Annotated in this window: 23 protein-coding genes; 9 read left to right on the top strand and 14 right to left on the bottom strand. The window is 68.4% G+C overall.

Annotated elements, in window-relative coordinates; all coding sequences use genetic code 11:
- Positions 1–6: 6 nt before the first annotated feature.
- From AC792_RS13555 to paaA, 6 genes are all read right to left on the bottom strand, one after another.
- Positions 7–858 carry an enoyl-CoA hydratase/isomerase family protein gene (locus AC792_RS13555; RefSeq protein ID WP_082177755.1) on the bottom strand — a complete coding sequence of 284 codons (852 nt, stop codon included), beginning with the start codon at positions 856–858 and terminating at the stop codon, positions 7–9.
- A gap of 39 nt (positions 859–897) precedes the next feature.
- On the bottom strand, positions 898–2,139 hold the full coding sequence (paaE, locus tag AC792_RS13550) for a 1,2-phenylacetyl-CoA epoxidase subunit PaaE (protein ID WP_049831030.1): 1,242 nt from the start codon (positions 2,137–2,139) through the stop codon (positions 898–900).
- A 9-nt stretch (positions 2,140–2,148) separates the two neighbouring features.
- Positions 2,149–2,616 (bottom strand): 1,2-phenylacetyl-CoA epoxidase subunit PaaD, encoded by a 468-nt coding sequence (paaD, locus tag AC792_RS13545; RefSeq protein WP_235436759.1) that lies wholly within the window; start codon positions 2,614–2,616, stop codon positions 2,149–2,151.
- Positions 2,617–2,714: 98 nt separating this feature from the next.
- Positions 2,715–3,611, bottom strand: coding sequence for a 1,2-phenylacetyl-CoA epoxidase subunit PaaC (paaC, locus tag AC792_RS13540; RefSeq protein WP_049831028.1), 897 nt, complete (start codon positions 3,609–3,611; stop codon positions 2,715–2,717).
- The gene (gene paaB / locus AC792_RS13535; protein ID WP_049831027.1) at positions 3,608–4,054 is read right to left on the bottom strand and encodes a 1,2-phenylacetyl-CoA epoxidase subunit PaaB; all 447 of its coding nucleotides are present in this window, start codon (positions 4,052–4,054) and stop codon (positions 3,608–3,610) included. Before paaB ends, paaC begins: the two co-directional genes overlap by 4 nt.
- The gene (gene paaA / locus AC792_RS13530) at positions 4,051–5,067 is read right to left on the bottom strand and encodes a 1,2-phenylacetyl-CoA epoxidase subunit PaaA (RefSeq protein WP_049831026.1); all 1,017 of its coding nucleotides are present in this window, start codon (positions 5,065–5,067) and stop codon (positions 4,051–4,053) included. The genes paaB and paaA overlap by 4 nt, the downstream gene beginning before the upstream one ends.
- A 194-nt stretch (positions 5,068–5,261) precedes the next feature.
- Between paaA and AC792_RS13525 the strand changes: the two genes are divergently transcribed.
- The 6 genes from AC792_RS13525 (at position 5,262) to paaZ (ending at position 12,807) form a co-directional block, all read left to right on the top strand.
- On the top strand, positions 5,262–5,711 hold the full coding sequence (locus tag AC792_RS13525; RefSeq protein ID WP_049831025.1) for a PaaI family thioesterase: 450 nt from the start codon (positions 5,262–5,264) through the stop codon (positions 5,709–5,711).
- Between the two features lie 246 nt (positions 5,712–5,957).
- Complete coding sequence (locus AC792_RS13520; protein ID WP_049831024.1) at positions 5,958–7,364, top strand: MFS transporter; 1,407 nt, start codon at positions 5,958–5,960, stop codon at positions 7,362–7,364.
- Between the two features lie 247 nt (positions 7,365–7,611).
- Entirely contained in the window at positions 7,612–8,820 is a 1,209-nt protein-coding gene (locus AC792_RS13515; protein ID WP_049831023.1) for a thiolase family protein, read from the top strand.
- Complete coding sequence (locus AC792_RS13510; RefSeq protein WP_049831022.1) at positions 8,820–9,662, top strand: enoyl-CoA hydratase/isomerase family protein; 843 nt, start codon at positions 8,820–8,822, stop codon at positions 9,660–9,662. Before AC792_RS13515 ends, AC792_RS13510 begins: the two co-directional genes overlap by 1 nt.
- On the top strand, positions 9,659–10,528 hold the full coding sequence (locus AC792_RS13505) for a 3-hydroxyacyl-CoA dehydrogenase family protein (protein WP_049831021.1): 870 nt from the start codon (positions 9,659–9,661) through the stop codon (positions 10,526–10,528). Before AC792_RS13510 ends, AC792_RS13505 begins: the two co-directional genes overlap by 4 nt.
- Before the next feature lie 185 nt (positions 10,529–10,713).
- On the top strand, positions 10,714–12,807 hold the full coding sequence (paaZ, locus tag AC792_RS13500; RefSeq protein ID WP_442853623.1) for a phenylacetic acid degradation bifunctional protein PaaZ: 2,094 nt from the start codon (positions 10,714–10,716) through the stop codon (positions 12,805–12,807).
- A gap of 151 nt (positions 12,808–12,958) precedes the next feature.
- On the opposite strand, the gene AC792_RS13495 is transcribed toward paaZ, so the two are convergent.
- The 6 genes from AC792_RS13495 to AC792_RS13470 form a co-directional block, all read right to left on the bottom strand.
- On the bottom strand, positions 12,959–13,567 hold the full coding sequence (locus AC792_RS13495) for a TetR/AcrR family transcriptional regulator (protein WP_049831019.1): 609 nt from the start codon (positions 13,565–13,567) through the stop codon (positions 12,959–12,961).
- Between the two features lie 98 nt (positions 13,568–13,665).
- Positions 13,666–15,009 carry a phenylacetate--CoA ligase family protein gene (locus AC792_RS13490; RefSeq protein ID WP_049831018.1) on the bottom strand — a complete coding sequence of 448 codons (1,344 nt, stop codon included), beginning with the start codon at positions 15,007–15,009 and terminating at the stop codon, positions 13,666–13,668.
- Positions 15,006–15,521 carry a PaaI family thioesterase gene (locus AC792_RS13485; protein ID WP_082177754.1) on the bottom strand — a complete coding sequence of 172 codons (516 nt, stop codon included), beginning with the start codon at positions 15,519–15,521 and terminating at the stop codon, positions 15,006–15,008. The genes AC792_RS13490 and AC792_RS13485 overlap by 4 nt, the downstream gene beginning before the upstream one ends.
- A gap of 252 nt (positions 15,522–15,773) precedes the next feature.
- Positions 15,774–17,267 carry an APC family permease gene (locus tag AC792_RS13480; RefSeq protein WP_049831017.1) on the bottom strand — a complete coding sequence of 498 codons (1,494 nt, stop codon included), beginning with the start codon at positions 17,265–17,267 and terminating at the stop codon, positions 15,774–15,776.
- Between the two features lie 113 nt (positions 17,268–17,380).
- A complete protein-coding gene (locus AC792_RS13475) occupies positions 17,381–18,214 on the bottom strand; it encodes an SDR family NAD(P)-dependent oxidoreductase (protein WP_049831016.1) in 834 nt (277 codons plus the stop codon).
- On the bottom strand, positions 18,211–18,846 hold the full coding sequence (locus tag AC792_RS13470) for a TetR/AcrR family transcriptional regulator (RefSeq protein ID WP_082177753.1): 636 nt from the start codon (positions 18,844–18,846) through the stop codon (positions 18,211–18,213). Before AC792_RS13470 ends, AC792_RS13475 begins: the two co-directional genes overlap by 4 nt.
- A gap of 43 nt (positions 18,847–18,889) precedes the next feature.
- Between AC792_RS13470 and AC792_RS13465 the strand changes: the two genes are divergently transcribed.
- The 3 genes from AC792_RS13465 (at position 18,890) to AC792_RS13455 (ending at position 22,319) form a co-directional block, all read left to right on the top strand.
- Positions 18,890–19,969, top strand: coding sequence for a phosphotransferase enzyme family protein (locus AC792_RS13465; RefSeq protein WP_082177752.1), 1,080 nt, complete (start codon positions 18,890–18,892; stop codon positions 19,967–19,969).
- Positions 19,966–21,255, top strand: a complete 1,290-nt coding sequence (locus AC792_RS13460) for an aspartate aminotransferase family protein (protein ID WP_049831013.1) — start codon at positions 19,966–19,968, stop codon at positions 21,253–21,255. Before AC792_RS13465 ends, AC792_RS13460 begins: the two co-directional genes overlap by 4 nt.
- Positions 21,256–21,365: 110 nt before the next feature.
- Positions 21,366–22,319, top strand: coding sequence for a helix-turn-helix domain-containing protein (locus AC792_RS13455; RefSeq protein ID WP_082177750.1), 954 nt, complete (start codon positions 21,366–21,368; stop codon positions 22,317–22,319).
- A 178-nt stretch (positions 22,320–22,497) separates the two neighbouring features.
- Here AC792_RS13455 and AC792_RS13450 read toward each other — a convergent pair whose 3' ends face one another.
- Both AC792_RS13450 and AC792_RS13445 read right to left on the bottom strand, forming a co-directional pair.
- Entirely contained in the window at positions 22,498–23,502 is a 1,005-nt protein-coding gene (locus tag AC792_RS13450; protein WP_049831011.1) for an ABC transporter permease, read from the bottom strand.
- The gene (locus tag AC792_RS13445) at positions 23,499–25,031 is read right to left on the bottom strand and encodes a sugar ABC transporter ATP-binding protein (RefSeq protein WP_049831010.1); all 1,533 of its coding nucleotides are present in this window, start codon (positions 25,029–25,031) and stop codon (positions 23,499–23,501) included. Before AC792_RS13445 ends, AC792_RS13450 begins: the two co-directional genes overlap by 4 nt.
- Between the last annotated feature and the right edge of the window lie 53 nt (positions 25,032–25,084).

Here is a 25,084-nt window from a genome sequence, read left to right as displayed (position 1 = left end):
GCAGGATCAGGGCGTCGGCGGCTGCCCCGCATCCCGGACCGGTCCTGTCCGAGGGTCGGACGGTTCCGGTGCAGTCGGGGCACCGGTGAAGGCGGGAGGTCGTTTCTCCTGGAACGCCCGGAAGCCCTCCGCGTAGTCCGGCGTGCTGCAGAGCCTGACCTGCTCGGCGCTCTCCTGCGCCAGGGACTCCCACAGTCCCAGGCGCTGGTCGCGGATCTGCGCCACCAGGTCCTTGCTGGCCGTGAAGGCCGCCGTGGCACCGCGTGCCGTCCTGGCCACGAGGTCACGGGTGAACCCGAGCAGCTCCCCGGCCGGTACCGCACGGCTGAACATCCCCTGCGCGACGGCGTCGGCCCCGCTGATCAGCTCGCCCGTGTAGATCAGGTCCAGGGCCCGGTGCATGCCGAGGCGCTCCGTGAAGTACCAGTGCCCCCCGGAGTCCAGGGTGGCCCCCAGTTTCGCGAACGGCGACCCGAACTTCGCGTCCTCGGCCACGTACACCACATCGGTGGCCAGGAGCAGTCCCAGACCCACCCCCAGACAGGCGCCCTGCACGGCGGCGAACGTGGGCGCCGGCACGGCGCTCATCTGCTGCAGCAGCGGCCCCAGTAGGCGCTCGAGGTACTCGGCGGCGTCGTCCCGGTCGGGGTCCACCGCCGAGATGTCGCGGCCGGCGCAGAACACCCGACCCTCACCGCGCAGCAGGACCGCGCGCACCTCACCGCGCTGCGCGGCGGCGTCGACGGTGCGGTAGGCCCGTGACAGGTCCTTCAGCCCCTGATGGTCCAGGGAGTTCAGCCTGCCGGGGGCATCGAGCACGATCTCCGCGACGGCGTCGTCGATGGTGAGCGAGATCATGGTGCTCCTGTCCGGGCATCCGCCCGAGGAAGGGGTGGGTCAGACGTCGAAGTCGACGGTGACGTCGGGGCTGGTCGGGTGCGACTGGCAGGCCAGGACGTATCCCCTGTCCACCTCGTCCTGTTCCAGGGCGTAGTTCTCGTCCATGGTGACGCTGCCGGCGACGACCTTGGCGCGACAGGTGCCGCACACTCCCCCGGCGCAGGCGAAGGGCACATCGGGGCGGACGCGCAGAGCGGCGTTGAGCACGGACTCGCGGGCGTGGACGGGACTGGTGACCTCACCCTGCAGGCCGTCGAGGGTGAAGGTGATCGTGTGCTTCTCCTGGGTGTCCTCCACGACCACGGGACGACCGGTGCTGCCCTCGGGGCGCTCGGGTGCGCCGGAGCTGAAGAGCTCGAAGCGGATGCTCCCGGCGTCGACTCCCCGTGCTGCGAGTGTGTCGCGGCAGAGCTGGACGAGCTCGAAGGGCCCGCAGAGGAACCATTCGTCGACGTCGTCCGCGCCGATGGCCGTGCCCAGGAGGTGCTGGAGCTTGTCGGCGTCGATCCTGCCGCTGAGCAGGGGTGCGGTGCGCTGCTCGCGGGAGAGGACGTGGTGCAGGGCCAGGCGCCGGGGGTAGGTGTCCTTGAGGTCGGCGAGTTCCTCGAGGAACATCACGTCCATGGCCGCCCTGTTGGCGTACACGAGGTCGAAGCGCGCCGCCGGGTCCGAGGCCAGAAGCGTGCGGGCGATCGCGATGACGGGGGTGATACCGGAACCGGCGGCGATGGCCACGAACCGCGTCTGGTGGGTGCGGGCGAGGTCCGCCGCGAGGTCCTGCGGGCGGTTCAGGGAGCTGAGGCGGTTGTGTTCGGATACTTCGCCGTCACGGCCGTGCCGGGAGACGAAGGCCCCCATGGGGCTCATGACATCCAGACGATCCCCGGTGGTGAGATGGGTGTTCGCCCAGGTGGAGAACACCCCGCCGATGTCCTTCTTCACGGCCACCCGGATCTCGCTGGTCCCGTCCTCGAAGGTCCGCGGTTCGGCGCAGATGGAGTAGCTGCGGCGTATCTCGCGCGGCACACCGTCCTGATCCGGCAGCTCGAGGCGGACCGCGACGTACTGTCCGGGCAGGTAGTCGAAATGACCTCCCAGCTCCGCCGGGACGTGGAAGGCGATCTCGACGGCGTCCTGGGTGAGACGGCGGACCTCCTTCACGGTCAGGGTGTGGAAGGACGGGCGGCGGCGGGTGGTGCCGGGCGCCTGGTCGATGGCGGCCTCGGAGGTGGCGGGCACGGGGTCTCCTCAGAGCACTTTGAAGTAGTCGAACGGTTCCTGGCAGCTGCGGCACACGTAGAGGGCCTTGCAGGAGGTGGAACCGAAACGGGTCAGTTCCCGGGTGTCCAGGGAGGAGCACTGGGGGCATTTGACGTTCAGGGCCAGCCGGATGGGTCCCGAGTGTCCGCCCAGGGCGGCCTTTCCGGTGGGCGGGGCGATACCGTACTCCTGGAGTTTGGCCCGTCCGGCCTCACTCATCCAGTCCGTGGTCCATGCCGGTGCGAGGACCAGGCGGACCTCGACTCCGGTGTACCCGTGTGCGGTGAGGACCGCGGTGAGGTCGTCCCGGATGGCGTCCATGGCAGGGCACCCCGAGTAGGTGGGTGTGATGGTGATCAGTACCCCCTGGTCCTGGGTCGTCTCCACCGTGCGCAAGATCCCCAGGTCCTCGATCGTCAGGACCGGGATCTCCGGGTCGCAGACCGTCGCGGCGATGTCCCACGCGTCCCGGTCGGAGGTGTCCCGTCCCGGCGTGGGCGGGTAGGTGGTGTCGGCCCGCGTACTCTCTACGCCGCGGCCGGTGTCCTGGGATCTCACCAGTTCGCCCCGGGGTGCTCTCGGGCGAGCACCTGCATCTCGGCGAGGATGTACCCCAGGTGCTCGGAGTGCTCACCCCGGCGGCCCCCGCCCGGTGCCGCCGGGACGTCGGGCACCTCGAGGTCCGCGTCGGCGAGGACCTGCCCGGTGAGGCGGTCGAACTCCTCCCGGATGATCGCCGGTGCCACGGTGATACCGGAGGCGACGAGCCGCAGGGTCAGCGGGTCCTCGTCGAAGAGCTCGTTGACGTAGGGCCACATCAGGCGCAGTCCGTGGATCATGCGTCTGCGTGACTCGTCGGTTCCCTGCCCCAGGCGCAGCACCCACTGTGCACTGTGGTCGCGGTGGTAGTCGACCTCCTTGACCGCCTTCGCGGCGATCGCCGCCACGGTCGCGTCGGTGGATCCCATAAGGTGCCGGTAGAGCTCGTACTGGTAGAAGCTGATGAGGAACTGGCGGGCGATGGTCACCGCGAAGTCGCCGTTGGGTTGCTCGACGAGATGGGCGCTCCGGAATTCGTGCTCGCGGCGGACGTAGGCAAGGTTGTCCTCGGACTTGTCCCATGCCCCGCCGGCGTAGGTGAGGAAACTGCGGGCGTGCCCCAGCTGATCCAGGGCGATGTTGCCCAGGGCGACGTCCTCCTCGAGCTCCGGTGCCCGAGAGATCCAGTGGCCGAGTCGTTGGGCGAGGATCAGGGCGTCGTCGCCCAGCCTGAGCGCGTACTCGGCGGCGTCGTCGGTGGGACGGATCGCCCCGGTGCGGACCTCCAGGGCGATGTCCTCCGGCCGCAGCGCATTGCCGGGGGTGATGCGTGTCGCGGAAGCGTTGCCGTCACCGCCGGCAACACCGGTGGTGACGTCCTCGTGGGCGGCGCTCGTGCTCGGACCGGTCACAGGTGCTTCACCCCTTCGCTCTTGGTGTAGTAGGTGGCGTGCCGGTAGTCCTTGCCCTGTGGGGACTCGAAGAACGCGCCCTTGGTTCCCGGATCGCTGGTGGTGATGGCCTCGGCCGGGACGACCCAGATGGACACCCCTTCGTTGCGCCGGGTGTAGAGGTCCCGTGCGTTGCGCAACGCCATGTCCGCGTCGGGGGCGTGCAACGACCCGGCATGGACGTGGCTCAGCCCGCGGTTCGAGCGGACGAAGACCTCCCACAGGTCCCAGGCGGCCGGTTCCGGGGCGGCCGCCGGTGATCCCGGTGCCTGGACGGGCGCGGGCCCGGTAGGTGCCGGATCCGCGGGCTCCGGTGTCCGGGAACCGGCGGGGACCTGCCGGGCACCGCGGATCACGTCGGCCGCTGCGCCGGCGGGGACCTCCGGGTTGCCGTGGGGGCTCATGCCACCTGATCCATCTCATCCATTTGCTTGGTACGCTGCTTCGCCGCATACGCCGAGGCCGCTTCCCGGACCCACGCCCCGTCCTCGTGTGCTTGCCGGCGACGCTCCAGGCGCTGGGCGTTGCAGGGCCCGCGCCCGGCGAGGACCTCCTGGAACTCGCCCCAGTCCAAGGGGCCGTGCTGCCAGGTCCTGGTGTCCTCGTCGAAACGGATCTCGTCATCGGGCAGGGTCAGCCCGATGACCTTGACCTGCTCGACCATCATGCCCACGAACCGGCTGCGCAGTTCGTCGTTGCTGAAGCGTTTGATGTTCCACGCCATGGACTGCTTCGAGTTCGGCGAGTCGTCGTCGGGCGGCCCGAACATCATCAGGGCGGGCGCGTACCAGCGGTTGACCGCGTCCTGAGCCATCGCCTTCTGCTCGGGCGAGCCGTTGGAGAGTTCGAGCAGGATCTCGAATCCCTGCCGCTGGTGGAAGGACTCCTCCTTGCACACCCGCACCATCGCCCGACCGTAGGGCCCATAGGAGGCCCTGCACAGGGGTACCTGGTTGCAGATCGCGGCCCCGTCGACCATCCACCCGATGGCGCCCATGTCCGCCCAGGTCGGCGCCGGGTAGTTGAAGATCGACGAGTACCGGGCCTTACCCTCGATCAGGTCCGCCATCATCGTGTCCCGGCTCTGACCCAGGGTCTCCGCCGCCGAGTACAGGTACAACCCGTGCCCTGCCTCGTCCTGGACCTTCGCCATCAGGACGGCCTTGCGTTTGAGGCTAGGAGCACGGGAGATCCAGTTCGCCTCCGGTTGCATGCCGATGATCTCGGAATGGGCGTGCTGGGAGATCTGACGGAGCAGGGTCTTGCGGTAAGCGCCCGGCATCCAGTCACGCGGCTCGATCCGGGAGTCCTCGGCCATCATGCGGTCGAACTCGGCCTGCGCGTCCGCCAGGAGGCCGGCGGCATCCGCATCGAGGGATGACTCGGCGGGCGGGGAGAGCGTCGTGTGCTGTGCCATGGTGACTCCTCGGGAGATCTTCCGACGAACTATTACTGATCGTTCGTTCAGTATATTCTTGACCGGGTCGGCGGGTCAATGGTCGATTCGGCCGCAGGGCGTACACCGGCGCCCCGTGTGCCCGGGGCTGCAGCACCACGGCACCGCACATGAGATGGTGGGCTCCGCCGAGCCCGGTTCCCGAAGGAGATCCAATGAGCCAGACCCCGTCCCGCCCCGACCCCCAGAGTCCGGAGGACGAGGCTGCGGGAAGTATCTGGCGGATCACCCTGGGCGAGCTCGACCGGAAGATGGGCGTGCGGATCGTCGAGGAGTCGGTCGATCGCGTCGTGGCGACGATGCCGGTCGAGGGCAACAGGCAGTCCTTCGGACTTCTGCACGGCGGGGCGTCCCTGGCGGTGGGCGAGGCGGTGGGGTCATGGGCTGCGGTCATCCATGCCAGCACGATGGGCAAGACGGCCGTCGGCGTCGACGTCTCGGCCACACACCACCGGTCGGTTCGTGAGGGGCGGATCACCATCGTCGCCACACCGATCCACCTCGGCGGCACACTGACCACGCACGAGGTGATCATCTCCGATGATGCCGGGCGGCGCCTGTGCACGCTGCGCATCACCAACATGCTGCTCGAGCGCAGGAGCTGAACAGCCCTTCCCCGGTTCGGGCGACCGGAGAGGACCTGCGGCGTACGCCTCCGCCGTGCGACCAGATCCGGTGGTGCGTGCACCCCTCTGCGGATGCCCGGCTCGTCGATCCGGCTCCACCCCGACCCGCCGCACCTGGTGATCCGCATCACATGTGCGTATCCTGCTTTCAGTACCGATCGTTCGGTAAATCCTTCCACCTACCCGTTCGGGGACGACGTCGTCCCCGATCCCCAGGGAGAGATCATGACGCACACAGCATCGACATCCGAGGGCTCTCACACCACGACCCGCGAGGAGCGCAAGGTTCTCGCCGGCACTCTGGTGGGAACCACGATCGAGTGGTACGACTTCTTCATCTACGCACAGGCAGCCGCGTTCGTGCTGGCAGCCCAGTTCTTCGCCCCCCTGGGGGAGGACAACGCCGGCTTGGCGCAGGTCATCGCGTGGGCGTCCCTGGGGATCAGCTTCCTGTTCCGGCCCCTCGGTGCGATCCTGGCCGGTCACCTCGGCGACAAGTACGGGCGCAAAATCGTCCTGGTCATGACCCTGGTCGGTATGGGAGCGGCCACCATGCTGATCGGCCTTCTTCCCACCTATGCGGCGATCGGCGTCTGGGCGCCGATACTGCTGATCTTCCTGCGCATCATGCAGGGCATCTCCGCCGGCGGGGAGTGGGGCGGCGCCGCGCTGATGTCGGTCGAGCACGCCCCCAGGCACAAGCGCGGCCTGTTCGGTGCGTTCCCGCAGATCGGCGTGCCCCTGGGAGTGCTGCTGGCCACCGGGTTCATGTTCGCCCTCACCAGCACCCTGACCCCGGAGCAGTTCGAGTCCTGGGGATGGCGGATTCCCTTCCTGTCCTCGGCCCTGCTGATCGTCGTCGGCCACCTGATCCGGCGCAGCGTCGACGAGTCCCCGGTCTTCAAGGAGATGCAGCTGCGCAAGAAAGAGTCCTCGGCTCCCCTGGGCCAGCTGTTCAAGCACAACAAGCGCGAGGTGAGCCTGGCAGCACTGATCTTCGTCGCGAACAACGCGGCCGGGTACCTGGTGATCGCCTTCTTCGCCTCCTACGGGGCCAAGACCTTGGGCATGGAGCGCTCGGAGACGCTGATCGCCACCCTCGTCGGCGGGGTGGGATGGCTGGTCTTCACGATGTTCGGCGGATGGATCTCCGACTCCTGGGGACGGGTGCGCACCTTCCAGATCGGGTACGCCGTCATCATCGTGTGGGCGGTCCCCATGTGGTGGCTGCTCGACACCGCGTCCCTGCCCCTGTTCGCGCTGGCCATCGTCGTCCTGACCATAGGGCTGGGCCTGTCCTACGGCCCGCAATCCGCCCTCTACGCCGAGATGTTCCCGGCACGGGTCCGATACTCCGGGGTGTCCATAGGGTACGCCTTCGGCTCCATCCTCGGAGGCGCCTTCGCCCCCCTGATCGCGCAGCTGCTGCTCAATGAGACCGGCCTGTCCTGGACCATCGGCGCCTACATCGCAGCCCTGGGCGTGGTGTCCTTCGTCGCGGTGTCCATGGTCAGCAAGAAACTCCAGGGCTCGGACCTGCACGTGAAGGAGGTCCGCGAGGAGTACCTCTCCTCCCACCCCGCGGCCGCCGACGACATGCAGGCAGCGCCCATCACCGGCAACAAGCACTAGAGCACCATCTCACCCGAGAACACCGGGCAGCCCCCTTTCCGCACCAAGCACATGCCGCCGGTTCCCGGTACCCGCCGATTCATCACGGCCGGCGCCGGGAACCGGCGGCATGATCGGCGAGCGCCCGGTGCACCCGTACGGCAGAGGCGGCCTTGACCGTCCACCGTCCCCGTGAAACGCTTTGGCGAACGAACGGTCAGTAATTAGGACTCGGTGCTGATCGGCCCCCTCACGGCAGGAGCCACGTATGCCCCCTCTCCCCCAGGCCTTCCTCGTCGGAGGCAGGCGCACCCCGGTCGGCCGCTACGCAGGAGCCCTTGCCGCGGTGCGGCCCGACGATCTTGCCGCGGTCGTCCTGAAGCAGGTCGTCCTCGACGCCGGCATCGACCCGCACGCCGTCGATGAGGTCATCCTCGGCAACGCCAACGGGGCCGGGGAGGAGAACCGTAACGTGGCCCGGATGGCGTGGCTGCTGGCCGGTTTCGGCGACACCGTGCCCGGCATCACCGTCAACCGCCTGTGCGCTTCAGGTCTGAGTGCCATCATCATGGCTTCCCACATGATCAAGGCAGGTGCCGCCGACCTCGTCGTCGCCGGTGGGGTGGAATCCATGTCGCGCGCCCCGTGGGTCATGGAGAAACCCACGACCGCCTACGCGAAACCCGGCGAGGTCTTCGACCCCTCGATCGGCTGGCGATTCCCCAATCCTGCCTTCAAGGCCATCGACAAGATGACCCTCTCGATGCCCGAAACCGCCGAGGAGGTCGCCGTCCTGGAGGGCATCACGCGGCAGGACGCCGACGCGTTCGCGGTGGAATCGCACCGCAGGGCGCTTGCCGCCATCGAAGCCGGCCACTTCGCCGCCGAGACCGTGCCCGTGACCGTCCAGGGCCGTAAAGAGACCCGGACCGTCGTGGACACAGATGAGGGACCGCGACCGGGGACGACGATGGACACCCTGGCAGCGCTGCGCCCGGTGGTCTCGCACGGCAGCGTCGTGACCGCGGGCAACTCCTCCTCGCTCAATGACGGCGCCTCGGCGATCCTCGTCGCCTCGGAAGCCGCCGTGGAGAAGCACGGGCTGATCCCCCGGGGCCGGATCGTCGACGGCGCCTCGGCCGGAGTACCACCGCACATCATGGGCCTTGGCCCGGTGCCGGCGACGCAGAAGGTCCTCGAGCGCACAGGATGGGGCATCGGCGACCTCGGCGCGGTGGAACTGAACGAGGCCTTCGCGAGCCAGTCACTGGCGTGCATCAGACGCCTGGGGCTGGATGCCGACATGGTGAACCGGGACGGCGGCGCGCTCGCCCTGGGTCATCCCCTGGGCTCCTCGGGCTCACGCCTGGTCGTGACCCTCCTGGGCCGCATGGAACGAGAAGGAACCAAGCGCGGACTGGCCACGATGTGCGTCGGCGTGGGCCAGGGCACCGCCATGCTCGTGGAGAGACCCTGATGGGCCGGTCCGAGGAACGGCTCACCGGGCAGTTCACCGCACTCCGACTCGACGAGAGCGACGACAGGCTCCACATCAGCCTCGACCGACCCGAGGTACGCAACGCCATCGACGCGACCATGGTCCAGGAACTGCACACCGTGTGCACCTACCTGGAACGGGCCGCGAAAATCCTGATCATCTCCGGCACCACCATCGGCGGCAAGGGCGTCTTCGCCTCCGGAGCGGACATCGCCCAATTGAGGGAGCGCGGCCGCGACGACGCCCTGGCCGGGATCAACTCACGCATCTTCGTCCGGATCCACGACCTCCCCATGCCGGTCATCGCCGCCCTGGACGGCTTCGCCCTGGGCGGAGGCGCGGAACTCGCCTACGCCGCGGACTTCCGGATCGGCACCCCGACCCTGAAGATCGGCCAGCCCGAGACCGGGCTGGGCATCATGGCCGCCGCAGGAGGGATGTGGCGGCTGAAGGAACTGGTCGGTGAACCCGTGGCACTGGAGATCCTGCTCGCGGGACGGATCCTCGACGCCGAGGAAGCCCTCGCCCTGCACCTGATCACGCAGATCCACCCGGCCGAGACCCTCCTCGAGGCGGCACACGCGCTCGCCGACCGGATCGCACGTCAGGATCCGTTGGCGGTGCGGATCTCCAAACGTGTCTTCCGTGCGTCCGCGTCGGCGCACCCGCACATCGACGACCTCGCCCAGGCCATCCTCTTCGAGTCCCCGGCCAAGGCCGAACGCATGCAGGGCTTCCTGGATCGACACAGAACCCCACCCGAACCCACGCCGGCTCACGGCCATCATGATTCCCCGGACCGCCAGGAGGACCCTCGATGAGCGAGCACCGGCCCGGAACCGTCCCGGGCGTCACCGGGGTCCTGGGCGGCGGCCGCATGGGGGCCGGCATAGCCCATGCCCTGCTCCTGGCCGGTTCGAAGGTCACCGTCGTCGAGCGCTCCCACGACACGGCCGAGCAGGCACGGGCACGTATCGCCCGGGACATACGTACCTCTCTCGAGCGCGGGAGCATCGAGGGAGACGTCGAGGAGATCAGCGGCCGGTTGAGTGTCTCGACGGACCACGACGACTTCGCCGCCGCGACGTTGGTCATCGAGGCCGTCCCGGAGCAGTGGGATCTGAAGATCTCCGCCCTGCAGGAGGTCGAACGCAGACTCGCACCCACGGCGTGGCTGGCGACGAACACCTCCTCGTTGTCCGTGAACGGGCTGGCAGAGCATCTGACACGGCCCGAACGATTCTGCGGCCTGCATTTCTTCAACCCCGTCCCGGCATCCGCTCTCGTCGAGGTGGTGATCGGGCAGGTGACGGCTCCTGAACTGCAGGAGCTCTGCGTGCAGTGGGTCACCGCCCTGCACAAGGCACCCGTGGTGGTGCGCGATGCTCCTGGTTTCGCCTCCTCGCGGTTGGGTGTGGTGATCGCCCTGGAGGCCATCCGCATGGTGGAGGAGGGGGTCGCCTCTCCCACGGACATCGACAACGCCATGGTCCTGGGGTACAAGTTCCCCATGGGTCCCCTGGCCCTGACCGACGTCGTGGGCCTGGACGTGCGCCTGGGGATCGCACAGTATCTCGCCTCCACCCTGGGGCCCAGGTTCGAGCCTCCCCAGCTGATGCGCGACATGGTCGAGCGGGGGGAACTGGGCCGTAAGAGCGGCAAGGGTTTCTTCACCTACGACCCCTGACGTCCTCAGGCTCCTCGGTGCCCGGGCCCTGCTCGGACACCTCCCGGCGAAGCGGCCGTGGTGAGGGACCCGCCCACCTCGCCCATGGCCCTTCCTGGGTGCGTGGACTATCGTGACAGTAGATACCGAACGATCGGTCAGGAGCGTGGCAGTGTAGCCGCGCTCCTGGTGAAAGGACTCCCGTGGTGACCCAGACCCAGACCCAGACCATCCTCCCGAGCTATCTGCAAGGCACGTGGTGGACACCGCAGGACCCCGGAGGTGTCACCGAGGTCCTGGACGCCTCCACCGGCGAGGTGGTGACCTGCGTATCGACCCAGGGACTGGACCTCAGGGCCGCGGTGGACTTCGCCCGCACCACGGGACAACGCTCGCTGGGCGAATCGACCCTGCACGAACGGGCGCTGCTGCTCAAGCAGCTCGCCCAGTACCTCACCGAGCACAAGCAGGTGCTCTACGACGTGTCCTACCGGACGGGGAGCACCCTGAAGGACCATTTCTTCGACGTCGACGGCGGGATCGGGACGCTGTTCACCTTCTCCTCGAAGGGCCGCCGTGAGCTTCCCAACGCCAATGTGATCATCGACGGCTCCGTGGAGCAGCTCTCGAAGGACGGCTCGTTCCTGGGCGAGCACGTGTACTCGCGGATGCCCGGGGTGGCGGTGCAGATCAATGCCTTCAACTTTCCCGTCTGGGGGTTCCTGGAGAAGTTCGCGCCGTCCTTCCTCGCCGGGATGCCCACGATCGTCAAACCCGCGACGCCGACGGGGTACGTGACCGAGGCGTGCGTACGGTTGATGGTCGATTCCGGGATCCTCCCGGAGGGCTCGTTGCAGTTGATCTCCGGATCCGCGAGGGAACTGCTCGACCACCTGGACTACCGCGATCATGTGGCGTTCACCGGGTCGGCGGGAACGGCGCGGACACTGCGCAATCACGACAACGTCATCCATGGTGGGGTGAGGTTCACGGCCGAGACCGATTCGCTGAACGCGGCGATCCTCGCCCCGGACGCCACGGTGGACACCCCCGAGTTCGAGGCGTTCATCAAGGCGGTGTTCGTGGAGATCACCTCGAAGGCCGGACAGAAGTGCACGGCGATACGCCGTGTCATCGTCCCCCAGGACCTCGTCGAGGATGTCGTCGCGGCCGTGGCCGAGCGGGTACGGCAGAAGGTCGTGATCGGTGACCCCCGTGCCGAGGGCGTGACCATGGGTGCGCTGGCGTCGAAGGAGCAGCAGGCCGAGGTGCGCGGGGCCGTGGAACGCCTGGTCGCGGCCGGTGGTGCCGTACGCCTGGGCGGGCCGGAGGCGGACACCGGGGACGCCGACGCCGAGACCGGGGCGTTCTTCCCTGTCACGGTCCTGTCCTTCGAGAACCCGCGGACACCGGAGGTGCATTTCGTCGAGGCCTTCGGCCCGGTCACCAGCGTCCTCGGGTACCTCGACGTCGACGACGCGGTGCACCTGGCGGCCCTGGGCGGCGGATCGTTGGTGGCGACGGTCTGCACGAACGACGGGCCGACCGCCGCCCGGTTCGCCGCAGGGATCAGCGCCCATCACGGGCGGGTCCACTACCTGAACCGGCAGGATGCCAGGACCTCGACCGGTCACGGCTCCCCCATGCCGCACCTTATCCATGGTGGGCCCGGCCGGGCCGGCGGTGGCGAGGAACTCGGGGGCATACGCGGGGTGAAGCACTACATGCAGCGCACCGCCCTGCAGGGCCCGCCGGACATCCTCACGGCCATCACCGGTGTCTGGTATGCCGGCGCGACGGCGCGGACCGTGACCCGGCAGAGCGCCGAGGACGGGACCGGGATGCATCCTTTCCGGAAGTCGCTGGCCGATCTGCGCATCGGTGACCAGTTCGCCTCCCAGCTGCGCACGGTCACCCTCCAGGACATCACCGACTTCGCCACGACGACCGGGGACACCTTCTACGCGCACACCGACGAGGACGCGGCGACGGCCAACCCGTTCTTCCCCCGGCGCGTGGCACACGGGTACCTGCTGGTGTCCTGGGCAGCCGGGCTGTTCGTCGATCCCGCGCCGGGACCGGTGCTGGCCAACTACGGGTTGGAGAACCTGCGGTTCATCACCCCGGTGACCTACGACGATGAGATCCGGGTGACCCTCACGGCGAAGCAGATCACCCCCAGGGTGACCGACGAGTACGGGGAGGTCCGCTGGGACGCGGTGCTGCACAACCAGCACGAGGAGATCGTCGCGACCTACGACGTGCTGACACTGGTCGCCAAGACCTGGCCGGCCGGCTGAGGGCACCCGGAACGGGCGAAGGACCGGGAGACCACCGGGAACCACCTGGAACCACCGAGAACGCCCGGGGGTGGAGGCGGTCCCTCGACGGAAGTCGAGGATCCTCGCGTGCGCAGCGGCGCCGGCCGGTGGTGCGAGGTCGAACCCGCCGCTATGTGCGAAGTCCCGAGAAGGCCAGGGTCAGGACCGTGTCGGCGAGGTCGTCGGTCGATTCGCCGGCCCCGGGCTTGTACCAGTCCACGACGGAGTTGATCATTCCCAGCAGCAGCCGGGCCGCCGAGCGGCTACTGAGATCGGTGCGGATCGAGCCTTCCTGCTGGGCGCGTCCGATCAGCACCGCGACCTGACCGGTGATGGTCCGGCGGCGTTCCAGTGCACGCAGTTCGACCTCGGAGTTGCCTCTCAGACGCAGCAGGAGGGTCACGTAGGGCATGTGTTCGACCAGGACGAACACCGTGCGCCGAAGGACGTGCTCGAGCCTGTCCAGCTCGGACACCGCGGCGGCGTCCTCGGAGGTGATGACGTCCTCGAGTGCATCCAGGGCCCGGCTCAGTGCCTGGTCGAGGATCGCCTCCTTGGACTCCACGTGATGGTAGATGGCCGACTTGGAGATCCCGAGACGCTCGGACAAGGTCCCCATCGACGTCGCGTCGTACCCGTGCAGGTTGAACACCTCCACGCAGACGCGCAGCAACGTCTCACGGTCGTAGCCCGGCCGGCCCCGACGCGGTGTGAGCGCAGGTGAGGGTGCATGGGTCATGGAGGTCCTCTGTTTCGACGGGAGCAGTGATGGTGCTGGGACTGATGAGTCTATGTCGGCTCACGCATCCGCCCTGGCCCGCCCGGCTCGGGTGCTCCTCAGCCCTTGGGGCGGTGGTCGTGGACCCTGCGCAGTTTGCCCGATGATCGTGCCAAGGTGTCGGGCTCGGCGATCCGGACGGTCGCCGAGGACCCGATCGTCGTCTTGATCGAGTGCAGGAGTTGTTGCGCACCGGCCTCGGCGGCCTCGATGCTCACCTGCTCACGTCGTTCGATGACGATCGTCATCTGATCCAGGCGATCGGGCCGGGTGATCTCCAAGGTGAAGTGCGGGCTGAGCTCGGGGACCTGTAGAACCAGTTCCTCGATCTGCGAGGGGAAGAGATTCACCCCGCGCAGGATGATCATGTCATCCGAACGTCCCGTGATCCGGCCCATCCGCCGATGTCCGGGCCGTTCGGTGCCGGGCAGCAGCCGGGTGAGGTCGTGGGTGCGGTACCGGATGATCGGTAGCGCTTCCTTGGTCAGGGCGGTGAAGACCAGTTCACCCGGGCGGCCGGTGTCCTGCACCTGGTCCGTGAATGGGTCGATGATCTCGGGGCGGAAATGATCCTCCCAGATGTGGGACCCATCCTTTGAGTGCCCCGACTCACCGGCCACTCCTGGTCCCATGACCTCCGAGAGACCGTAGATGTCGCACGCGTCCACCTCGAACGTCCTCTCGATCTCGCGGCGCATCTCGTCCGTCCAGGGCTCGGCACCGAGGATCGCCGTGCGCAGCGAGGTTTGCCTCGGATCCCGTCCGATTTTCCTGAAACCATCGGCGATGGTCAGCAGGTAGGTCGGGGTGGAGAGGATGGTCTCCGGTTCGAAGTCCAGGATCATTTGCACCTGCTTCTCCGTCTGACCACCGGACATGGGAATGACCGCGCATCCGAGGCGTTCGGCACCGTAATGGGCGCCGAGTCCCCCGGTGAACAGCCCGTATCCGTAGGCGTTGTGCACTTTGTCCCCCGGGCGCATGCCCGAGAACCGGAAGCACCTGGCCACTAGCGTCGCCCAGGTCTGGAGATCGTTGTGCGTGTAGGCGACCACGGTGGGCTGACCCGTGGTGCCCGAGGAGGCGTGGATGCGTCGCACGTCCGCCATGGGTACGGCGAGGGACTTGAAGGGGTATGCCTTGCGCAGGAATTCCTTGTCCGTGTAGGGGAACAGCTGCAGATCCGGGAGGTCCTTGAAATCACTCGGATGCACCCCGTGAGCGTCGAACAGTTCCCGGTACGCCACCACGTTCTCGTACGCGTAGTGCAGCGTCCACCGGAGCCGGTCGAGCTGCAGCGACTCGATCTGGTCGCGGCTCATCATCTCCTCGGCATCGGGCTGCGACCGGTCCTCGGCCACGAGGGACGGGATGTACGGGTTGGGCACGGAACACGCCGTCATCGCCGAGCACCTGCATCGTCCCGCGCCGACCCGACCACCACATCCACCTCCGGGCCGGGCCCTGCCTCCACCCCACGCGGGGCTGTACAGATCTGTGCAGAGCGCTCCTGCAGACGATGGGGGATGGTGCGCGCCCGCCCACGGAACTCGGCCACCAGTACGTCATCCGCGGTGACCTGGACGTCGTAGATGCCGCTGCGACCGGTGTGCGCTCGTAAGGATCCTTCGGCGACGAGGACCTGACCCTGACGGGCGGAGGAGACGTAGTTGATGTCGACACCGGCACCGACGGTGATCGTGTCCTTGGGTCCGGCAGGATCGTTGCTGGCCAGGGCGAAACAGGTGTCGGCGAAGGCGAAGATCATCCCGCCGTGGGCCATACCGAACCCGTTGAGCATGTCCTCGCGTAGGAGCATCGTGATCCGGGCGTGTCCCTCGCCGACCTGTTCCACCTCGATGCCCAGCCATCGGGATGCATGATCCCCTGCCAGCAGAAAGTGATCCTGGGACATCGTCGTCTCCTCAAAATTTTGTGACCGAATGTTCAGTAGACAATCCGTGATCGGCACTGTCAACCACTGTGCACATTCGGGTGGTCGCCGGAGGATGTCGGCCCGGGGCCTGACGACGTCGCGGGGTTCTGCTCACCTCCACCGGCTCATCATCGTGTCGATCCCCGGCCCGGAGAAGACGACGGGGACACCAGGTGTGCCATGGGTGGGGCGTGCGAGGCAGGTCCCCGGGAGTGGACCTGTCACGGATCCTCAGCGGATCGCGGTCGATGCCCGGTGCGGGTCAGCAGGTGCAAGATCCTGCTCGTCGGGATCGAAGCGTTCCAGATCGCTCTCGAGCCGGGCGTACACCTCCGGGCGCCTGGCGCGGAGGTAGGCACCGTGGACGAGGCCCGCGACGACGGCGAGGACGAGGAGCCAGGGCAGGATCATCACGTACCAGGCGTCCGATCCGGCGAGGACGGCGAAGTTGGCGATGGCCATGGTGCAGATGCCCAGCAGGCCCAGGCACCCCAGGGCCGGGGCGAGGAAGGTCCTGACCCACCGGGGATCACGGCGGCGGCGGAAGTGGACGACGACGGCCAGTGCTGCTGCCGTCTGCAGGACCAGGATGCACAAGGTCCCGAAGCCGATCATGATAGGCACCAGGGTGGTGATCGCGTCCAGGCCGGTGACGGCGAAGATCCCAGCGACGATCGTGGCGAACCCTGCATTGGCGATCAGGGCGTTCTGCGGGACGCCGCCGGTCCGGGTGCGTGCGAGGGCTGCGGGGAGGATCCCGGCCCGGCCGAGGGAGAACAGGTAGCGGGCGGCGACGTTGTGGAAGGCCAGCTGGGCTGCCAGGAGGCTGACGACGAGCAGGATCAGGACGGCGACGAGCATGAACGGGCCGAGGTACTGCTCGACGAGGACCAGGACGAGATCCCCGCCTGCGAGGCTGTCGAGGGCTGTCTGCTGGGCGTCGGCGACGCCGACGGCGCTGACGATGGCCCAGACGGTGACCGCGTGGATGAGCCCGACGACCACGATGGCGGTGTAGGTGGCCCTGGGGATGGTGCGGTGGGGATCCTTGGCCTCCTCGCTGAACAGGGAGGTCGCCTCGAACCCGAGGAACGCCGTCGCGGCCAGGAGCAGGCCGATGCCGAGAGATCCGCCGAAGACGACATCGGGGCTGAAGACCTCGAGGCTGAACCCGGTCTGCACCAGCACGGAGACGCTGAAGGTGAGCAGGATGAGCACTTCCAGGACCAGGGCGATGCCCAGGACGACCGCGCTGAGGTCGATGCCTCCCCGGGCCAGGAGGAACGCGATGGCCATGATGACCACACCGGCGATGTACCAGTGCACGCTCAGACCGGTGGTCTGCTCGAGGACCAGACTGGTGAAGAACCCTGCCGTCCCGATGGCACCGGCGACGAAGAAGTTGTACCCCATGGTGGCGACGAACCCCGCGACGAGACCGGCGGTCCTGCCCAGACCCTTGACGATGAAGGCGTAGAAACCGCTGGCATTGACCAGGTCCTTGGACATCTGCGCGTAGCCGACAGCGAACAGCAGCAGCGTCACCGCCACGATCACGAACGCCATGACCACCCCGCCCCCGTTGCCCAGGGCGATGGCCAGGGCGGCGACGACGACCGCCGCCGTGAGGGGCGCGACGGCCGCCAGGACCAGGAACACCACACCGGGCACGCCGAGCTGGTTACGGGCCAGGTGATTCACGCTGCGTTCTACGGGTGCTGTCATGTCGGAGATCTCCCGGTCGATGGATGAGATCTCAAGTCTGCAAAGCGAACGGGCTCTCGTCGTTGACCGGCAGCGAACGATCATTGCCTCTCAGCGCACCCTTGTGTCCGGGCTCACATCCCCGCGTGGGCGAACGCGGTCGTCGGGACGTCCACACTCGTGGCTCCCCCGTCGACCGGGATCACGGCCCCCGAGACGTAGGAGGCCGCCGGTGAGGCCAGGAACAGGGCGACCTCCGCCACCTCCGACGCCCGGGCCGGCCGTCCCAGGGGCACATCCTCCGTGACCCGCGCATAGGCGCTCTCGCGGTCTCCGAGGCCGGCACGGACGGCGAACTCGTCCATCTCCGCATCGGCCATCGGTGTGCGCACCCATCCCGGGCAGATCGCGTTCGCCCGCACGCCGTGCACCCCGTAGTCGCGGGCGATCGACCGGGTCAACCCGAGCAGGGCGTGCTTGGCCGTGGTGTACCCGAGGGTGCTGGGGCCGGCGGCGAGACCCGCGAGCGAGGACACCACGACGAGGGAACCGCCGGCGGCCTTCAGCGCCGGCATGGAGGCCCGGGCGAGGACGAACGCCGAGTCCAGGTTCGAGCGCATACTCGCAGCCCACTCCTCGTCGGTGGTCTCCTCCAGTGCCGCGAAACCGTGCCCACCGGCATTGGCGATGACCGCATCGATCCGGCCGAACCGCCCCACCACCTCCGACACCGCGGCAGCGGCCTGCCCGGGATCGGCCACATCAGCCATCACCGGCACGGCCCCGGTGCGCTGCATTACCTCCTGCAGCGGCTCGGGGCGGCGACCGAGGACGACGACGTGCCACTGCGCCGCGGCGAAACGCGCCGCGACGGCGGCGCCGATCCCCGTACCCCCACCGGAGACCACGACCACCGGCACGTCACCGGCTCCCTCTCCGCCGTCCCGGGGTGGTGGCGTCCCGCTCATCGCTCTCCCCCGCCCGGAGCACGGACCTCCGCCGTGTGCATCGCCAGCGCACGCAGACCGTTTAGGATCGTCCAGATCGAGTCCACGAGGCGCTCGCAGAGCTCGGGGGTGTCGGCGGCGGCGATGCCGGCGTCGCGCAGGCTGGAGACGAACAGGGTGGCGAGCATGCTCGGATCGGCCTCCTCCGGCAGGTCACCGGCCGCATGGGCGGCGGTGAGCTCACCCTGGATGTCATCGAAGTAGCTCTGCGCCCCTGTGCCGCGCCTGGCCTGGAAGCCCATGAGGTGCGGTCCGGAGATGCTGTAGAAGCTGCCGATGTTCGGGGAGCTGGAGAACTCGAGCATCGTACGGGCGTAGCTGGCGATACGGGCGTCCCACCCGGCGACGGTCCGGGCCCTGTCCCGGGCGAGGGCGATCAACGTCTCCCCGGCCTGCTGGTAGGCCGCGCGCAGGACGCCGTCCCGGCCGTCGGGGAAGTGCGAGTAGATCGTGGAGCGCGATGTGCTGCACGCGCTGCAGATGCTCTCGATGCTCACCGCGTCGATCCCTTCCTCGCGGATGAGGTCCAGCGTCATCGCCGCCACATCGGCACGTACCGCATCGCGCCGACGTTCCTTCAGGGTCATTGACATATCGCTCCATTCAGAATTTGATTCTGGAAAGTAGAATCAGAGTATGGCAGAGTTGCAGCACTGCCACGACGGGAGAAGCATGCACATCGATCTCGCCCACCAGGTCGCCCGGGCCGCCCTCGTCCCCTTCGGGCTCGATCCCGAGGCCCGCCTCGACTTCATCAAGTATCGCGAGAACCACGTCTTCCGTGCCACGGATCCCGACGGCGCGTCCTCGGCGATCCGCCTCCACCGGCCCGGCTACAGGGACGAGGACGAACTACGCTCCGAGCTCACGTACCTGCGGGCGTTGCGTCAGGCCGGCGTCGAGGTCCCGGAGGTCCTCCCGACGCGTACCGGTGAGCTGTTCACGCTCGTCCACGCCGGCGGGGAGAGCCGCCACGTCTCGGCACAGCGCTGGATCGAGGACGCACGGCCCTTCGGGGACATCGAGTCGGTACTGGCCGGACGGCACCACCCCGAGCCCGAGGCCTTCGTCCGGATCGGAGCATTGCTGGGCCGGCTGCACGCCGCAGCGATCAGCATCGGCGTCCCGGCCGACTTCCGTCGTTCCGCATGGGACGCCTCGGGTCTCGCCGGGCCCGCACCCCTGTGGGGGGATCCTCGTGCGCTGGCGTCCCTGACCCTCCGGGAGCGCGCCGCGATCGACCGGGCCCTGCCGGCACTTCACGCACAGTTCTCCGCCCTGCCGACGTCGCCCTCGGTGTTCGGTGTCATCCATGCCGATGCGAGTCCCGAGAACCTCCTGGAGACCACCGACGGGGTCGTCCTGATCGACTTCGACGACTTCGGTACCGGCTGGTTCGTCTTCGACCTCGTGACCGCGATCTTCCACCACGCCCACCATCCCCGCTACCCGGACTACGAGCGGGCCCTCATCACCGGTTACACGCGGGAACGCCCGCTGGGTGAGCAGGAACTCGCCGCCTGGGACGCGTTCATGCTGGCCCGCGGCCTGACCTATCTCGCCTGGGCGGCGGAACGGCCGGGTGATCCCGCCTCCGACTTCGTCGCGACCGAGGTCGCACCATGGGTGGCCCGACTCGCCGAGCTCTACGACCAGGACGAGCCCTCGCCGTGGCGCACGTCCACGCATCCCCTCCCGGAAAAGGACCCACGTTGACCACCTCAGACCTGCTCAAGCGACGCTTCGCCACGATCGGACGCCACTCCCCCCTCTTCTACGACGAGCCCGTCCACCTGGTCTCGGGCTCCGGGGTGTGGCTCACCGACGTCACCGGCCGGCGTTACCTCGACGCCTACAACAACGTGCCGCACGTGGGTCACGCGCATCCGCGCGTCGTGGAGGCCCTGAGGTCCCAGGCGGCCACCCTGAACATCCACACGCGATACCTCAACGAGCGTGTCCTCGAGTACGCGGAGGCACTCCTGGCCACCTTCGAGCCCGAACTCGATCGCGTGCTGTTCACCAACAGCGGGTCCGAGGCCAACGAGCTGGCCTTCCGGATCGCCCAGGAGCACACCCGGGCGTCAGGCATCCTCGTCACCGACTTCAGCTACCACGGCAACACGATCCTGCTGGCCGGGATCACCACGGGCCTGAAGACCCGGGAGGGACTCGCCCCAAACGTGCGCGCCTTCCCGGTCCCGGACCTGGACGCCGCGAGCAACGCCGGCCGCTCCCACGAGGAGGTCCGGGACGAGGCGCTGGTCCACGTCGACCGTGCCATCGCCGAGCTCGTCGAGGCAGGGTTCGGGATCTCCGCCGTCATCCTCGAATCGATCTTCTCCACCGAGGGCCTGCCGACCCTCCCCGAGGGGTACATCGAAGGTGTCGCCGCCCGGGTCCGGGCCGCCGGAGGCCTCGTCATCGGTGACGAGGTCCAGGCCGGACTGGGACGTACCGGCAGCACCTTCTGGGGGTACCAGCGCTACGACCTCCTGCCGGATCTGGTGACCCTCGGCAAGCCTCTCGGCAACGGGCACCCCCTGGCCGCGGTCGTCACGCGTGATGAGCTGCTGGAGGAGTTCGGGACGCACAACGAGTTCTTCAACACCTTCGCCGGCAACCCCGTCTCCTCCGCCGTGGGGCTGGAGGTCCTGCACATCATCGAGGACGAGCACCTCGTCCCACGCTCCGGGCGTCTCGGACAGGTGATCCGGCAGGACCTGACGGAGCTCACCGCCGGCCACGACCTTCTCGGCCCGGTCAAGGGCGACGGCCTCTTCTTCGGGTTCTCCGTGTTCGAGGACCCGGAGCACCGGACACCCGATCCTGTCACCACGAAACGACTGGTCGAGGAGATCAAGGCCCAGGACGTGCTGCTGAGCAAGATCGGCCCGACCGGTTCCGTCCTGAAGATCAGGCCCCCCCTGGCGCTCCAGGACGAGCACCTGCCGATCCTCCTGGGCGCGATCCGCTCCGCCGTGGCCAGGACGATGCCCTGAGGTATCGAGGCACCGTCATGGATCCGAGACCCTCCTCAGCGGAAGACATGAGGCCTACAGTGAGATCCGCAAGCGTCCACGGCATCCGGTTCACGACGGGGTGAGAGCATATGACACAGTTCCCATCGACAGTGCACGACGACCATCGTGCCGCGCTCCTTCCGTTCGAGGGGTACCGCAGCGCCGTCGCCGACGCCGTGGTCGCGCTGGAGGTCATCACCGAGCACCCGGAGGATTTCCGCGGTGTACTCACCGGTCGTACCAGTGGTGACATGCAGGTCCTGGCGATCACCGCGACGGCCCACGCCGTCCACCGCACGCCGGCACTGATCGGGGGGAACCCCGAGCACTACGTGAAGTTCACCGTGCTCGAGCAGGGTGGGGCGATGATCGTCCAGGACGAGCGTGAGAGCCGGTTGCAGGCCGGTGACATGACCGTCTACGACACCGATCGTCCGTACTCGCTGATCTGCACCGAGGACGTCCGGATGTCGATCGTCATGTTCCCGAAGTCGATGCTCGAACTACCCGGCCCCGTGGTCGCCAGGTCGACAGCGACGCGGATCGACGGCGCTTCGGGGATCGGGGCCATGGTGCGCCCCTACCTCACGTCCCTCGCCCAGCAGGCGGACGATCTGCAGACCCACACCCTGCACCGCCTCTCGCGCAACGCACTGGACCTCGTCTCGACGCTGCTGGAGGCGCAGTGCGGACCCGCGCCGGTCACGAGCACCCACCAGACGCTCCTGCTGCGGGTCCTGGAGTACATCGACGCCCACCTGGACGAGCCCGACCTCAATCCGGCGAGGATCGCGGCGACCCACTTCGTCTCCGTCCGGTACCTGCATCTGCTCTTCAGCGACCAGGGCACCACCGTGTCGACCGTCATCCGCAACCGCCGCCTCGAGAGATGCTACGACGCACTCAGCGATCCGCTCCACGCGCAGCGCTCGGTGACCTCGATCGCGCTCGACAACGGCTTCCTGGATCCGGCCCATTTCAGCCGGACCTTCCGTACCCACTTCGGCGTCTCCCCCAGCACCCTGCGCCCCCGCCGCGCCTGAGCCCTCGACGGGCGCCGGGTGACGACCTCCGGGACCACCCTGCGCAGGGGCGGACCCTCCGCCGGGTGTACCCCTGCGCCGCGCTCCTCGCGGGTCGGTGACGACGGCGGTGCGCCTCGGGGCCGGGCAGGTCCGCCCCGTCGTCGCCGGGGCGGACCAACGTCCCTGGGCAGTACAGCTAGGCCGTCGCTGCAGCCAGTCGGCGCGCCTTCGCCGCGGCCAGCCTGTCCCGCAGGAGCTGACTCACCAGGCTCAACCCGATCGCCGCGATCAGCGCCAGACCACTGGCCACGGACTGCCAGAAGGTCGTCACCCCCAGCAGCACCAGGGAGTTGTTCAGGGCACCGTAGAAGAGGACCCCGACCAGGACCCCGAAGACCGTCCCCTCCCCACCGGTGAGGGCGACCCCGCCCAGGAGGACCGCGGTGAGGACCACGAGCTCGAACCCGGTCCCGATCTGACCTGCAGGGGCGCTGTTGAGCCGGGCGACCACGATGGTCCCGGCGAAACCCGCGAACGCCCCGGAGAGGACGAACAGGACGAAGGGGATGGCCTTGACGTGGATCCCGGAGAGATACGCCGCTTCGCGGTTGACGCCCAGGGCGTAGACGTGCCGGCCCACCGGGGTCGACGTCAGCACCACGGCGGCGGCGACGAGCAGCACGAGGGCGATCCACACCGACAGCGGGATCCCGGCCAGGGTGCCCACGCCGAGGAAACCGAACGCGTCACCGAAGTTGTTCCTCGGTGTCGGGCTGACGAGCTGGGCGACCCCGCGTACCGCGGTCAGCGTGCCCAGGGTCGTGATGAAGGAGTTCAGCCCGAGCACCGTCACGGCGATCGCGTTGAGGAGCCCGACGAGGGCGCCGGCGAGGACGGCGAGGAGGATCGCCACCGCTGGACTGCCTGATCCCTTGTCCATGACCACGGCGGCGACCACACCGCCGAGCGCGAGGGAGGAGCCCACCGAGAGGTCGATGTATCCGGAGATCAGCAGGACGGCCACGGGAAGAGCCACGATCGCGATGACCGCGCTGTCCTGGAGGACACCCCTGATGTTCTGCCAGACGAAGAACGAGTCGGTGGTGAAGTGCACCCCGAGCACCATGACGATGAGCAGGACGAACAGCGGGGTGCGGACGAGGGTCTCGACGGCGGCGGTGACCGGGCCGGTGTTCTTCATAGCGGGGATCCTTCGGCGGGGTCGATGATGCGCGTGTCGGGGTGGGTGCTGTGCACCAGGGCCAGGAGCTTGTCCGCGGTGGTGTCGGCGACGACGTGCTCGCCGATGATGCGGCCGCGTTCGAAGATCAGGCAGCGGTGGGCCAGGTCGACGACCTCCTCGGATTCGTTCGTGGCCACGAGGACCCCGACGCCACGTTCGGCGGCGAGACGTTTGACGGCGTCGTAGATGTCCTTCCGCGCCCCGATGTCCACCCCCTGGGTCGGGTCGTCGAGCAGCAGGACCCGGGTGCGCGCGACCTCGTTCACCCATCGGCCCAGGAGGATCTTCTGCTGGTTCCCGCCGCTGAACCTCCCGGCCGGCAGGGTCGGGGACAGCGGGCGGAGGGAGAGCCAGCGTGCGACCGCGTCGAAGGTACTGCGCTCCCTGCTGCGGGCGCGGAATCCGAAGCGGCCCAGTTCCGGTGCGACTCCGACGACGGTGTTGTCGAGGGCCGGCAGGGTACCGAACAGTCCCTCGCGGGCACGGTCCCCGGGGACGAGGGCGATCCCGCCCTTGAGCGCGGCCAGGGGGGTGTCGGCCTCGCGCGGCACCCCGTCGACGCTGACGGTCCCGGCCGTACGGCGGATCCGTCCGAAGAGGGTGTTCAGGAAGCGGGTGCGACCGGAGCCGATGAGACCGTAGCAGGCCACGATCTCCCCGGCGGCCACGGTCACATCCAGCGGTCCGAGACCCGGTGAGCCGAGACCGCGCACGGCCAGGGCAGCAGTGCGGTTCGCAGCAGGCGGTGCAGGGCGTTCGTGGTCGGCCCCCTGGCCGTCGCTGATGGCGTCGACGAGGGCTTCGTGGGTGATGCTCTCCCCTCGCGCGTGCCAGACGGCTCTGCCGTTGCGCAGCACCGTCGCGGCGTCGGCCAGCTTGAGGACCTCCCCCAGGAGGTGGGTGACGTACAGGATGGCGATCCCGCGATCGGCGAGGTCACGCACGAGGTTCCCGAGGCGATCGGACTCCTCGCGGGACAGGGCCGCGGTCGGCTCGTCGAGGATCAGCAGTCGGGCATCGCGCTGCAGGGCCTTGGCGATCTCGACGAGCTGACGCTGCCCGATGGGAAGGGCACGGACCTGCATGTCGGGGTCGATGCCGTGGGCGCCGACCCGGTCGAGGGCCCTGCGTGCCAGGGCGCGCTGACCGGAGCGGTCGATGAGACCTGCACGGGTGCGTTCCTGGCCGATGAAGAGGTTCTCGGCGACGGTGAGCCCGTCGATGACGGTGAGGTGCTGGTAGATGACGGCGACTCCCGCCGCGATCGACTCACGGGGGGTGAGACCGTGGTGGGTATGCCCGTGCAGCTCGATGGTGCCGCTGGTGGGTGAGGTCCCGCCGCCGAGGCACTTGATGATGGTGGACTTACCGGCCCCGTTGTGTCCCAGGAGGGCGTGGACCTGCCCGTCGGGGATGTCGAGTGTGACCTCGTCGAGGGCCAGTGTGGCTCCGTAGCGTTTGGTGAGCCCGTGGACAGATACGGCCATGGTGTCTCCTTCGAGGATGGGATGAGGTGCGAGGTCTCGCAGCCCGGGCGGGG

This window comes from Arthrobacter sp. RIT-PI-e (genome assembly GCF_001187915.1).
In the GTDB taxonomy this organism is placed as follows: Bacteria; Actinomycetota; Actinomycetes; order Actinomycetales; family Micrococcaceae; genus Arthrobacter_D.
Note: the sequence above shows the minus strand (reverse complement) of the source record. Positions and strands in the feature narration are given on the sequence as shown.